The 12012-nt window shown below is 74.4% G+C and carries 11 protein-coding genes; 7 read left to right on the forward strand and 4 right to left on the reverse strand.

Features of this window, described 5'->3' with window-relative positions; translation table 11 throughout:
• Window positions 1-20 precede the first annotated feature (20 nt).
• The 4 genes from ACIQE0_RS04865 (at window position 21) to ACIQE0_RS04880 (ending at window position 4518) form a co-directional block, all read left to right on the forward strand.
• A complete protein-coding gene (locus tag ACIQE0_RS04865) occupies window positions 21-983 on the forward strand; it encodes a glucosyl-3-phosphoglycerate synthase (protein ID WP_366332341.1) in 963 nt (320 codons plus the stop codon).
• Window positions 984-1032: 49 nt separating this feature from the next.
• Entirely contained in the window at window positions 1033-2562 is a 1530-nt protein-coding gene (locus ACIQE0_RS04870; RefSeq protein WP_366332340.1) for a trehalose-6-phosphate synthase, read from the forward strand.
• A 156-nt stretch (window positions 2563-2718) separates the two neighbouring features.
• The gene (locus tag ACIQE0_RS04875) at window positions 2719-3744 is read left to right on the forward strand and encodes a cytochrome c oxidase assembly protein (RefSeq protein WP_402329260.1); all 1026 of its coding nucleotides are present in this window, start codon (window positions 2719-2721) and stop codon (window positions 3742-3744) included.
• Between the two features lie 84 nt (window positions 3745-3828).
• Entirely contained in the window at window positions 3829-4518 is a 690-nt protein-coding gene (locus ACIQE0_RS04880) for a hypothetical protein (RefSeq protein WP_402329102.1), read from the forward strand.
• Between the two features lie 59 nt (window positions 4519-4577).
• Here the strand turns inward: ACIQE0_RS04880 and otsB are convergent, their stop codons facing one another.
• The 3 genes from otsB to ACIQE0_RS04895 form a co-directional block, all read right to left on the reverse strand.
• A complete protein-coding gene (gene otsB / locus ACIQE0_RS04885) occupies window positions 4578-5579 on the reverse strand; it encodes a trehalose-phosphatase (RefSeq protein WP_402329104.1) in 1002 nt (333 codons plus the stop codon).
• 107 nt (window positions 5580-5686) lie between these two features.
• Window positions 5687-5941, reverse strand: a complete 255-nt coding sequence (locus ACIQE0_RS04890) for a DUF3263 domain-containing protein (protein ID WP_384100355.1) — start codon at window positions 5939-5941, stop codon at window positions 5687-5689.
• A gap of 116 nt (window positions 5942-6057) precedes the next feature.
• On the reverse strand, window positions 6058-7278 hold the full coding sequence (locus tag ACIQE0_RS04895; RefSeq protein WP_402329106.1) for an extracellular solute-binding protein: 1221 nt from the start codon (window positions 7276-7278) through the stop codon (window positions 6058-6060).
• Between the two features lie 367 nt (window positions 7279-7645).
• Between ACIQE0_RS04895 and ACIQE0_RS04900 the strand changes: the two genes are divergently transcribed.
• The 3 genes from ACIQE0_RS04900 to ACIQE0_RS04910 all read left to right on the forward strand — a co-directional run bounded on the left by ACIQE0_RS04900 (window position 7646) and on the right by ACIQE0_RS04910 (window position 10936).
• Complete coding sequence (locus ACIQE0_RS04900; protein WP_402329108.1) at window positions 7646-8578, forward strand: ROK family protein; 933 nt, start codon at window positions 7646-7648, stop codon at window positions 8576-8578.
• A complete protein-coding gene (nagA, locus tag ACIQE0_RS04905; protein WP_402329110.1) occupies window positions 8578-9822 on the forward strand; it encodes an N-acetylglucosamine-6-phosphate deacetylase in 1245 nt (414 codons plus the stop codon). The genes ACIQE0_RS04900 and nagA overlap by 1 nt, the downstream gene beginning before the upstream one ends.
• Window positions 9823-10006: 184 nt before the next feature.
• Window positions 10007-10936, forward strand: a complete 930-nt coding sequence (locus ACIQE0_RS04910; RefSeq protein WP_402329112.1) for a 1-phosphofructokinase family hexose kinase — start codon at window positions 10007-10009, stop codon at window positions 10934-10936.
• A gap of 46 nt (window positions 10937-10982) precedes the next feature.
• Here the strand turns inward: ACIQE0_RS04910 and ACIQE0_RS04915 are convergent, their stop codons facing one another.
• The gene (locus ACIQE0_RS04915; RefSeq protein WP_402329114.1) at window positions 10983-11876 is read right to left on the reverse strand and encodes a carbohydrate-binding protein; all 894 of its coding nucleotides are present in this window, start codon (window positions 11874-11876) and stop codon (window positions 10983-10985) included.
• Between the last annotated feature and the right edge of the window lie 136 nt (window positions 11877-12012).

Below are 12012 nucleotides of genomic sequence, written 5' to 3' on the forward strand. Positions count from 1 at the left end.
CACCAAGGAGAGTTGTAGACGTGCTGGAAGAAGTGGAGCGCTGGCTGGCCCGCCGCTCCTGGTCCGCCGCGGACCGCCCGCTGGAGCGGCTGGTGGAGGCCAAACGCCAGAGCGGCCAGACGGTCAGCGTGGTGCTGCCCGCGCTCGACGAGGAGGCGACGGTCGGCGCCATCGTCGCCGCGATCCGCGCCGAGCTGATGACCGGGGAGGTGCCGCTGGTCGACGAGCTGGTGGTGCTGGACTCGGGCTCCACCGACCGCACCTCCGAGGTCGCCGCCGCGGCCGGCGCCCGGGTCGTGCACCGGGACAGCGTGCTGCCCCGGATCCCGGCGCTGCCCGGCAAGGGCGAGGTGCTCTGGCGTTCGCTGCTGGTGACCAGCGGCGACATCGTCTGCTTCGTCGACGCCGATCTGCGGGAGTTCTCCGCCGGCTTCGTCTCGGGGATCGTCGGGCCGCTGCTGACCGACCCGGAGGTCCAGTTCGTCAAGGCGATGTACGACCGGCCGCTGGAGACCGCGGCGGGGCGGTCCGCGGCCGGCCAGGGCGGGCGGGTGACCGAGCTGGTCGCCCGGCCGCTGCTCAACCTCCACTGGCCGCAGCTGGCCGGGTTCGTGCAGCCGCTGGGCGGGGAGTACGCGGCGCGGCGCTCGCTGCTGGAGCGGCTGCCGTTCCCGGTGGGCTACGGGGTGGAGCTGGGGCTGCTGGTGGACGCCCTGCACACCGTCGGGCTGGACGCGCTGGCCCAGGTGGACGTGGGCGTGCGCAAGCACCGCCACCAGGGCGGCCAGGCGCTCGGCCGGATGGCCGCCGCCATCTACCGCACCGCCCAACTCCGGCTGGCCCGCGGCCACTTGGTCCGTCCCCGGCTCACCCAGTTCGAGCGCGGCGAGGACGGCTTCGTACCGCGGACGACCCCGGTGGACACCGAGGAGCGGCCGCCGATGGCCGGAATACCCGAATACGCGGAACGGCGGGCGGCCTGAGGGATGTTCCGTACGTTTGCGCGGATCCCCGGCGGGTTAATGTCGCGACATGGTCTCCGAGCGCAGTGCGGTCCAGCAAGGTGCCGAGGTTCTCGTCGCGTCCAACCGCGGGCCCGTCTCGTACACCCTGGGAGAGGACGGTGCGCTGACCGCCAAGCGGGGCGGCGGGGGGCTTGTCTCGGGGCTCTCGGCGATCGGGCAGCCACCGCGCGGCGGCGAGCACCTCGATGAGGGGCGCCGGGCCGACGCGGTGTGGGTGTGCGCGGCGCTGGGCGACGGGGACCGCGAGGCGGTGCGGCGGACCGGCGGGCTGCTGGACACCGCGGACACCGGTGGACAGCACGTCCGGATGCTGGACATCCCGGCGGAGGTGCACGCCGCGGCCTACAACGGCGTCGCCAACTCCGTGCTGTGGTTCGTCCACCACATGCTGTACCAGACGCCGCTGGAGCCGGCGTTCGACGCGGACTTCCGCGGCCAGTGGGCGGCGTACGAGGCGTACAACGCGGCGTTCGCCGGCGCGCTCGCGGACTGTGCGGGCCCCGGGGCCGCGGTGCTGGTGCAGGACTACCACCTGACGCTGGTGCCGGGGATGCTGCGCGCGGTGCGGCCGGACGTCCGGATCGCGCACTTCTCGCACACCCCGTGGGCGCCGCCGGAGTACTTCGCGATGCTGCCCGACGACATCCAGCGGCAGGTGGTGCTCGGCATCCTCGGCGCCGACCGCGCCAACTTCCTGACCGAGCGGTGGGCGCGGGCGTTCGCCGCCTGCTGCGAGCGGGCGCTGGGACCGGACTGCACCGTGCACTGGCCGCGGCACGAGACGCCGAGCGTGGTCGCGATGCCGCCGGAGGGGAAGGCGCACCGGACCCGGATCGGGGTCCACGGGCTCGGCGCCGACGCGGAGTTCCTGCGGGAGCGGTCGCGGCGGCCGGACGTCGAGGAGCGGATGGCGGCGCTGCGCGAGCAGATCGGCGGAGCCGACCGGAAGACGATCGTCCGGGTGGACCGGACGGAGCTGTCCAAGAACATCGTGCGCGGACTGCTGGCCTTCCGGCGGCTGCTGGCGGACCGGCCGGAGTGGCGGGAGCGGGTGGTGCACCTCGCGTTCGCCTACCCCTCGCGGCAGGACCTGGCCGTCTACCGCGAGTACACCGCACAGGTCGGCGCGCTCGCCGAGGAGATCAACGCGGAATACGGGACGGCCACCTGGCAGCCGGTCGTGCTGCACGTGCGGGACGACTTCGCGCGGTCGCTGGCGGCCTACCGGCTGGCGGACGTGGCCCTGGTCAACCCGATCCGGGACGGGATGAACCTGGTCGCGAAGGAGGTGCCGGTGGTCTCCGACGCCGGGTGCGCCCTGGTCCTCTCCCGGGAGGCCGGCGCCTGGGAGGAACTGGGCGAGGACGCGCTCACGGTCAATCCGTACGACGTGGCGCAGACCGCCGAGGCGCTGCACGAGGCGCTGACGATGCCGGCGCCGGAGCGGGCCGCGCGCTGCGCCCGGCTGGCCGCGGCGGCGACCGCGCTGCCGCCCGCGCAGTGGTTCCTGGAGCAGCTGCGGGCGCTGGGCGAGTGACCGGCCGCCCCGGTACGGAACGTACCGGGGCCGTCGCGCGGTGCGCGGGAGTGCGTGCGGGGCGCCGCCCGGCCGCCGGGAGCGCGCGGACAGGGTCTAGCGTGGTGGGCCGTGACAGTTTCCCCTCTTGCGGCGGCCGCGACCACGGGTACGGCCGTGCACACGGCCGCGGCCGGTCTGCCGGAGCTGACCGTCGGCCGGCTGATCGGCACCTGGCAGCTCGATCCGTACGCGCTGGTCCTGATCCTCCTCCTGGGCGGTCTGTACGCCGGGGGCGTGGTGCGGCTGGCCCGGCGCGGGGAGCGCTGGCCGGTGGCCCGGGTGGTGGCGTTCGCCGGGCTGGGGCTGGGCGCGATCGCGGTGGCGACCATGTCGGGGCTGGCGGTCTACGACCATGAGCTGTTCTGGCCGGCGGCGGTGCAGAACATCGTGCTGGACCTGATCGCGCCGCTGGGGCTGGCGCTGGGCGACCCGCTGTCGCTGGCGCTCCGGGCGCTGCCGCAGGAGCACCCGAGCACCCGCCGGCTGCGCGCGGCGGTCTCCGGCCGGCTCGTCCGCTTCCTGACGTTCCCCCTGGTCAGTACGGTGCTGGTGCTCTCCTCGGAGCTGGCCATCTACTTCACCCCGTACTTCCCGACGGCGCTGCGGCACGGTCCGCTGCACGAGCTGATGTATCTCCAACTGCTGGTGGTCGGCAGCCTCTTCGTGCTGCCGATGCTCACCCGGGAGGAGCTGCTGCCGTCGTGGTGCAGCCATCCGGTGCGGGCGCTGCTGGTGCTGCTGGACGGGCTGGTGGACGCGGTGCCCGGGATCGTGGTGATGACCAGCGGGACGCTGATCGCGGGCGGCTGGTACGCCTCCCGGCACCAGCCGTGGGACCCCAGCCCCCAGCAGGACCAGATGATCGGCGGCGGGCTGATGCTGACCCTCGCCGAGTTGGTCGGACTGCCGTTCCTGATCGCGGTGTTCGCGGAGTGGGTCCGCGACGAGCGGCGCAAGACGGCGGCGCTGGACGCCCGGTTGGACCGGGACCTGGCGGTGTCCGCACCGGTGCCGGCGGCCGCGGCGGCGGCCCCCGGAGCGGCGGCCCCCGGAGCGGCGGCTCCGCAGCCGGAGACGACCCGCCCGTGGTGGGAGACCGATCAGGGCGAGGTCGGCGCGCGGTTCCGGGGGGAGCGCTAGGGCCAGGCGGCGTCCGCCCCGCGGGTGCTCCCGCGCGCGTCTGCTGCGCGGCTGCGGCGGGCCGGCGCGGGGTAGTCCTCTTCCATGGCAATCAGCACACGGTCATCTTCCGCCCGGTGGGCCGCAGTTGCGGCCGTCGCCGTCCTCGCGACCACGGTCGCCGGGTGTTCGTCCGCGAAGAACGGTGCCGACCCCAAGGGCGGCGGATCGGCGTCCGGGCCGGCGTCCACCGCCGCGTCCGCGCCGTCCGGGGCGATAGCCGTCGGCCCCGGGCCGCAGTCCGCGTACACGGTGCAGCAGCAGCCCGGCCCCGGCACCTGCCACGTCCGCTACACCGCCGACAAGCAGCCGCTGCCCGACCCGAAGTGCACGCCCGGGGCGACCAACCCCAAGGTCACCCCGCAGACGCTGAAGACCACGATCTGCCGGAGCGGCTACACCAAGGACATCCGGCCGCCGGTGAGCATCACCAACCGGGAGAAGACCGCCAACGCCAAGGCGTACGGCTACACCGGTCCGCTGCACGACGCCGAGTACGACCACCTCATCAGCCTCCAGCTGGGCGGCGACCCCAACGACCCGCGCAACCTCTGGGTCGAGCCGCCGTCCCCGGGCCACAAGCCGGGCGCCGGGCCCAACAACCCCAAGGACGGCGTGGAGAACAGGCTCAAGGCCGCCATCTGCTCCGGCAGGACCGATCTGGCCAAGGCGCAGCAGGCCATCACGCACGACTGGACGACGGCGCTGTCCTCCCTGGGCCTCAAGGAGGACTAGGGCGCTTCTGACGGATGAGGGGCGGACGGGCCTCCGGGGGCCGCCGGCACCGGCTCCCCCTACCCTTCCGGCCCTTCCGGTCCTTCCTGCCCTTCCGGTCCTTCCGGCCCTTCCGTCGCGGCCGTCCCCGTGGGGCGGTCCGGCGGCTCCGGGGAGTTCTCGATGCGGTCGGCGAGGGCGTTGAGCAGCGCCACCACGCCCTTCGGGCCGTCGACGACCAGGTCGGCGCGGTCGGCGAGTTCGGTGACCTCGCTGCTGCCGCTGCACACCAGGACGCCGCCCGTCCCGTCGGAACGGAGCTTCTCGACGGCGCCGAAGGCGGCCAGGTCGCCGAGGTCGTCGCCGGCGTAGAGCACGGCGGCGGCCCCGGTCTCCTCGACCCACTCGGCGAGCGCGACGCCCTTGTCCATACCGGGCGGGCGCAGCTCCAGCACCAGCCGGCCCGGTTCGACGATCAGGCCGTGCCGTTCGGCGAGTTCGGTGAGCGGTTGCCGCAGCTGCTCGAAGGCGCGCTGCGGATCGGCCGCGCGGCGGGTGTGCACGGCGATGGCCCGGCCGCCCTTGCGCTCGATGGCGGTCTCGACCCAGGTGCCGTGCCAGACACCGGAGCGGTCCAGTACGCCGGGGAGTTCGGCCTGTATGGCGGCGATGCCCGGGTGCGGGGCGGGCGCGTGCAGGGCGCCGGTGGCGGCGTCCCAGCGCTCGGCGCCGTAGTGGCCGAGGACGGCGAGGTGGGTCAGGCCCGGCAGCCCGTCGAAGCCGCCGAGGCGGACCGCGACCGCGGCCGGGCGGCCGGTGATCACCGCGACCGCGCGCAGGTGCGGGGCGAGCCGGGCGAGGGCCTGGGGGGCGCCGGGGTGGGCGCGGGCCTTGGCCGGGTCGGGGACGATGTCGGCGAGCGTGCCGTCGAAGTCGAGGGCGACGACGGCACGTTCGGGGTGGGCCAGCAGGGCGGTGAGGCCCTCGCGGCCGGCTGCGGTGTCCGGAATCGGGACGGTGGGCGGCGCCGGGGTGGGGTCCGGCGCCGGTTCGGAGTGTGGTGCGGCGTTCGGGGTGCCCATGGCCCGACCCTACCGGCGGGATGCGGGCGCACGCCGGGTGTACGGGCGCATCGGGAGGGGAGTCGGCGCACAGCGCCGTCGTCCGGGGGCGGTGGGGGCGGACCGGCTCAGCGCCGTGCCCGGCGCGCGTCCCGTACGCGGCGCAGCCGGTTGACGGTCACCGGGTCGTGCTCCAGTGCGCGGGGGTCGTCGAGCAGCGCGTTGAGGAGCTGGTAGTAGCGGGTCGGGGAGATGCCGAGCTGTTCGCGGATGGCGCGTTCCTTGGCGCCGGGGCCGGTCCATGAACGGCGCTCGACGGCGAGCACCGCCTCGTCGCGGGCGGAGAGCCCGCGGGCGATGCGCTGGTCGGTGCCGTCCCTCATCCCACTCCGCCCTCCGTCGTCCCGCTCCCACGATAAGCCCACCGGCGCCGCAGCTGAACAGGGCCCGGTGGCTCCCACCGGCCCGTGCGCGGCCGCGCCCCCGCGCCGCCTCGCCGCTACTCCCCGCTGTTGTCCGCCGTGTCCGCGGTGTTCTCGATGTCGGTGAGAACCGCGGAGGGGTTGCCCCGCGGGCCGACCGCGATGCCCATCCGGGCCTTGATGGTCTTGGAGACCAGCGGCCAGGACGTCTTGTCGGACGGGTAGAAGTGCGCGTTGGGCAGCTGGTTGAGGAAGCCGTGCAGCTTGCTGAACCGGTCGTCGGCGAGCATCGCGTGGGAGGCGGAGGTGGTGACCGGCAGCAGGTTGTAGTCCGTGGAGAACTTCAGGACGTTCTGCTCGCTGTAGACGAAGTTCAAGAACGTGCCGACCTGGCTGCGGTGGCCGTTCTGCTTGAACGCCATCATCCAGTCGGCCACGCCCATGGTGGCCTTGGCCCGGCCGTAGGGGCCGGGGAGTTCGACGGTGCCGTAGTCGACGCCCTTGGCCTCGGCCTGCTTCATGAGGGTGGGGTGGCCGTTGAGCATGCCGACGTCGCCGTCGGCGAAGCCGGCGAAGGCGTCCTCGCGGTTGACCTTGGCGGGGTCGGCGCCGGTCAGGCCCTTGCCGACGAGTTCCTTCTGGAGCCACTCGAAGGTCTTGACGTTCTCGGGCGAACTGATGCTGTACTTGCCGATGTTGTCGGTGTAGTCGCCGCCGCCGGCGAGCATCCACTGGAGCGTCTCGGCCTGGGTCTCCTCGGGGCCGAACGGCAGCGCGAAGGGCGTCTTGACGCCCTTCGCCTTGAGCGCCGTGGCGTCGCTGACGATGTCGGCCCAGGTCTGCGGCGGGGTGGTGATACCGGCCGCGGCGAACAGCTTCTTGTTGTAGAACAGGCGCCGGGTGCTGGCCCCGAAGGGCATACCGTACTGGACCCGCTGGTATTCGCCGGCCTGCGCGAGCGAGGGCGTGAAGTCGGCCTGGACCGGTATCGAGAGCAGTTCGTCGGCGCTGTAGAGCTTGCCGCTGGCGGCGTAGTCGGCGTACGCGCCGATCTGCGCCATGTCGGGGGCCTTGCCGGCGTGGACGAGTTCCTCGACCTTCTTGTCGACCTGGGTCCAGTTGTAGACCTTCACCTCGACCTTGATGCCGGGGTTCCGCTTCTCGAAGGCGCGGACGAGGGCGTCCCAGTAGTGCTCGGAACTGTTGGCCTTGTTGTCGCCGTAGTCCGCCGCGACGAGCGTGAGGGTCACGCCGCTGCCCTCCGAACTGCTGCCGCAGCCGGTGAGAGTCAGTGTCATGGCTGCGGCAAGTCCCGCCGCCAGGCTCACGTACCGCCGTCGCACCGCTGTTACCGCCCCTTTGGTCCTGTGATTCCGCGCTTGCGGGTCTTCCCTCCGCCGTCGTAGGGGATCGCCCTCGACCGGCGCGGAACAGCAAGTCTCTCCACTGTCCCCCCACAAGGTCTACACCACCCCCTCTCGGCTTCGCCTGGCGGCCCGCCCCTCGCGCGGACCGGGGCCTGCGGTAGGCGTCCCGGAACGCCGCCCGCGCGTCCGCCACCGCCCGCGCGTCCGGGCCGCGGCGGGCGGCCGGCGCCCGCGACGTGGCGATCAGCACGGTGAGTGGACTAGACCTTTATTGGCAGGTCGCGCGACACTGTCCCCCGTGAAACACGTCATCGCCCTTGATGTGGGCGGCACCGGAATGAAGGCCGCCCTCGCCGGGGCGGACGACACCCTCCTGTACGAGGCGCGGCGCCCCACCAGGCGCGAGCGCGGCCCCGAGGCGGTCGTCGAGACGATCCTCGGCTTCGCCGCCGACCTGCGCGACGCCGGCCGGGAGCGGTTCGGCAGCACCGCGCTGGCCGCCGGTGTCGCGGTCCCCGGCATCGTCGACGAGGCCACCGGCACCGCCGCCTACTCCGCCAACCTCGGCTGGCGCGACCTCCCGCTGCGGGCCCTGCTCTCCGAGCGGCTCGGCGGGCTGCCGGTCGCGCTCGGCCACGACGTCCGCACCGGCGGACTGGCCGAGGGCCGGATCGGCGCCGGCCGGGACACCGACCGCTTCCTCTTCGTCCCCCTGGGCACCGGGATCGCCGGCGCCATCGGGAACGGCGGCCGCATCGAGGCCGGCGCCCACGGGAGCGCCGGCGAGATCGGCCACATCGTGGTCCGGCCCGGCGGGCACCCGTGCAGCTGCGGACAGCGCGGCTGCCTGGAGACGATGGCCTCGGCCGCCGCGGTGGGCCGCGACTGGGCGGCGGCCTGCGGCGACCCGCAAGCCGGCGCCGCCGACTGCGCCAAGGCCGTGGCGTCCGGCGACGCCCGCGCCCAGGAGGTCTGGCAGGGCGCCGTCGACGCGCTCGCCGACGGCCTGACCACCGCGCTCACCCTGCTCGACCCGCAGACGATCATCATCGGCGGCGGGCTCGCGGAGGCCGGCCAGACGCTGTTCGCACCGCTGCGGGAGGCGGTCCGCGCGCGCGTCACCTTCCAGCACCTCCCCTCGATCGTGCCGGCGGCCCTCGGGGACGCCGCCGGCTGCCTGGGCGCAGGACTCCTCGCCTGGGATCTTCTCGCAACGGAGGTAACCGCCTGATGGCACAGCAACAGTCCGCGGGACGGCCCTCGGAGACCGGGCGCACGGTCCTGGCCGGCGCCCGGATCGCCCGGCCCTCCGGCGTCACCGACGACGGCCGGATCACCATCGAGGGCACCCGGATCACCGCGGTCCACAGCCGGGGCGACGACCTCGGCCTGCCTCCGGACACCGCGCCGGAGGGGGACGACCGGGACGTCCCGGTCACCGTCGTCGACCTGACGGGGCACCTCGTCGTCCCGGGCTTCGTCGACATGCACGTGCACGGCGGGGGCGGCGGCTCCTTCTCCTCCGCCGACCCCAAGGAATGCCTGACGGTCATCGACACCCACCGCCGGCACGGCACCACGTCGATGGCGGCCTCCACCGTCACCGGCGACCTGGCCGACCTCGCCCGACAGGCCGCGGTCCTGGCCGAGTTGGTGCAGCAGGGCGACCTGACGGGCATCCACTTCGAGGGCCCGTTCATCTCCCCGCACCGCTGCGGCGCCCACCAGCCCGAGCTGCTGCGCGACCCGGACCCCGCCGCGGTGCGCCGGCTGCTCGACGCCGCCCGCGGCACCGCGGTGATGATGACCGTCGCCCCCGAACTCGCGGGCGGCCTGGACTCGGTGCGGCTGCTCGCCGACGCCGGCGTGATCGCCGCCATCGGCCACACCGACTCCTCCTACGACGCCACCCGCCGGGCCATCGACGCCGGCGCCACCGTCGCCACCCACCTCTTCAACGCGATGCCCGCGCTCGGCCACCGCGCGCCCGGCCCGGTCGCCGCGCTGCTGGAGGACGAGCGGATCACCGTCGAGCTGATCAACGACGGCACCCATCTGCACCCCGCCGTCCTCCAGATGGCGTTCCGCGACGCCGGCGCCGACCGGGTCGCCTTCATCACCGACGCGATGGGCGCGGCCGGGATGAACGACGGGACGTACTACCTCGGCCCGATGCCGGTCGAGGTCGAGGACGGCGTCGCCCGGATCAGCCAGGGCCCCACCGCCGGCTCCATCGCGGGCTCCACGCTCACCCTGGACCGGGCCTTCAAGCGGGCCCTGACCGTCGACGGCCTCACCGTCGGCCAGGCCGTCCAGGCGCTCTGCGCGAACCCCGCGCGCCTGCTGGGCATCGACGGCCGCACCGGTTCCCTGGTGGCCGGCAAGGACGCCGACCTGGTGGTGCTGGACGCCGCGTACGACGTGGTGGGCGTGCTGCGGCAGGGCTCCTGGGTGGTCCGCCCGCCGGGCGTCTGACCACCTCGACCGACCCCGGGTCCGGCCGCCACGACCGGCGGCCGGGCCCGGGGTGGCCGATCCGGGTCTGGGCCAACGACCGTTCGCGATGGCATGATCGCTCGCGCACTTGTCCGTATGCCACCGCGGAACGCGGTGCCCTCACCCACGGCCGTCCGGCCGGCCTCCTCCCGGAGGGGAGACCATGATCCTCACGGTCACGCTGAACGCCGCCCTGGACATCACCTACCGCGTCCCCCGGCTCCGCCCGCACAGCACCCACCGCGTCACCGAGGTCACCGAACGCCCCGGCGGCAAGGGCCTCAACGTCGCCCGGGTACTGGCCGCGCTCGGCCACCGCACGGTCGCCACCGGCTTCGCGGGCGGCGGCACCGGCGAGGCGCTGCGCACCCTGCTCGCCCAGGAACCCCTCGTCACCGACGCGCTGATCCCGGTCGGCGGCGCCACCCGCCGCACCGTCGCCGTCGTGGACGGCAGCACCGGTGACACCACCCAGCTCAACGAGCCGGGCCCGACGGTCTCCCCCGCCGAATGGGAGGCCTTCCTCGCCACCTACCGCGAACTCCTGGGCGGGGCACAGGCGGTGGCGCTCTGCGGCAGCCTGCCGCCCGGCGTCCCGGTGGACGTCTACGCCCGGCTCACCCGCGCCGCCCGCACCGTCGGCGTCCCCGTCCTGCTGGACACCAGCGGCGAACCGCTGCGCCGCGGCCTGGCCGCCCGCCCCGACCTCGCCAAGCCCAACGCCGACGAACTGGCAGCCCTCACCGGCAGCACCGAACCGCTGCGCGCCGCCCGCGACGCCCGCCGCCGCGGCGCCCATGCGGTCGCCGCCTCGCTCGGCCCGGACGGGATGCTCGCGGTGACCGCCGACGGCGCCTGGCAGGCCGCCCCACCCCACCGCTTCGCCGGGAACCCGACCGGAGCCGGCGACTCCGCGGTGGCCGGCCTGCTCTCCGGACTGGTCGAGGAGCTGCCCTGGCCGGACCGGCTGAGCCGCGCGGTGGCACTCTCCGCCGCGACCGTACGGGCCACCGCCGCGGGCGAGTTCGACGCTGCGACCTACGAGGATCTGCTGCCCCGGGTGGTGGTCACGGACCGCCCGGCGGCGGCCTGAGCGGCCCCGCGGCGCCCGCCGGGGGCCTGCGCGTCTGGGCCCGGCGTCAGGGCCGGGCGAGCCAGACCTGGTCCAGGTTGACGTCGCACTGGTTGCCGTTCTCACAGGACAGCTTGAGGGTGTTGGTGCCCTTGTTGAGCTGGACGTACGACCAGGACTTGGTCCAGCCCTTGTCCCAGGCGCCCTCGGGGGCGTGGGCGAAGTTGCTCAGGCTTATCGGCCGGGTCAGCGCCTGGCCGTTCACGTTGAGCGTGAGGTTGGCGTCCTTGCCCGGTACGCCGTAGCCGACCCAGAACTTGTACTGGCCGGCGGCTTCCACATCGAGGGTCCATGTCGCCGACGCACCGGGCTTGTTCAGGCTGGTGACGTACGAGCCGCTGGCGGTGCGGGCGCCGGGGATGTCCTTGGCGGTGACGGCGCCGCCGTCGAGGCGGAGCGCGCCCGCGTCGTCCTTGGGGAGCTTGCCCGGAGTGGGCTTGTCCTGGGAGGGCTTCTCGCTGGGCCGGACCGTGTCGGCCGCCGTGGGGCCCGGCTTGTCGCCCGCGTTGTCCGAGGTGTTGTTGGTGTTGTTGGTCAGCATGGCCGCGCCGATGCCTATGCAGACCACCGCGACCACCGCGACCGCGCCGATCAGCAGGCCGTTGCGGCCCTTCCGCGGCTCCGGGGCGGGGGCCTGGCGGGGGCGGTCGCCGCCGCCGGGCAGCGTCTCGGGGGCGGCGTAGTGCGCGTTCTGCCGGCCGTACGCCTGCGGGCCCTGCTGGTTGCCGTACTGCCGCTGGCCGACCGTGCGCACCTGGTTGTAGGAGGTCCGCGGAACGCCTGGCTGCCGCGCGGCGCCGGCGCCCGACCCCGCGCCGCCCTCGCCGCCCTCCGAGCGGTACAGGTGGGCGAAGGGGTCGTCGTTCTCCGGCGTGTCCGCGCCGTTGTTGCCGGCCGTCATTCCGTGTCACTCCCAAGCGGTCTCTGCGCGCCTGTGCGCGTCCGTAGGCGTTCGCGGGCCCTGCGCGCGCCCTGCCCTTCCGGACCACCCGGGGCCGTCGCGCCGCATCGGCGCAGCCTACCCGGTCCGGGCCGGG

It is taken from the genome of Streptomyces sp. NPDC093097, from assembly GCF_044754325.1.
Taxonomy (GTDB): Bacteria; Actinomycetota; Actinomycetes; order Streptomycetales; family Streptomycetaceae; genus Streptomyces.

Excerpts from the sequence above, each read along its gene's own strand:
- ACIQE0_RS04910 (WP_402329112.1), top strand. The coding sequence starts at position 10,007 with ATGATCCTCACGGTCACGCTGAACGCCGCCCTGGACATCACCTACCGC.
- otsB (WP_402329104.1), bottom strand. The coding sequence starts at position 5,579 with ATGGGCACCCCGAACGCCGCACCACACTCCGAACCGGCGCCGGACCCC.
- nagA (WP_402329110.1), top strand. The coding sequence starts at position 8,578 with ATGGCACAGCAACAGTCCGCGGGACGGCCCTCGGAGACCGGGCGCACG.
- ACIQE0_RS04890 (WP_384100355.1), bottom strand. The coding sequence starts at position 5,941 with ATGAGGGACGGCACCGACCAGCGCATCGCCCGCGGGCTCTCCGCCCGC.
- ACIQE0_RS04915 (WP_402329114.1), bottom strand. The coding sequence starts at position 11,876 with ATGACGGCCGGCAACAACGGCGCGGACACGCCGGAGAACGACGACCCC.
- ACIQE0_RS04870 (WP_366332340.1), top strand. The coding sequence starts at position 1,033 with ATGGTCTCCGAGCGCAGTGCGGTCCAGCAAGGTGCCGAGGTTCTCGTC.
- ACIQE0_RS04880 (WP_402329102.1), top strand. The coding sequence starts at position 3,829 with ATGGCAATCAGCACACGGTCATCTTCCGCCCGGTGGGCCGCAGTTGCG.
- ACIQE0_RS04895 (WP_402329106.1), bottom strand. The coding sequence starts at position 7,278 with ATGACACTGACTCTCACCGGCTGCGGCAGCAGTTCGGAGGGCAGCGGC.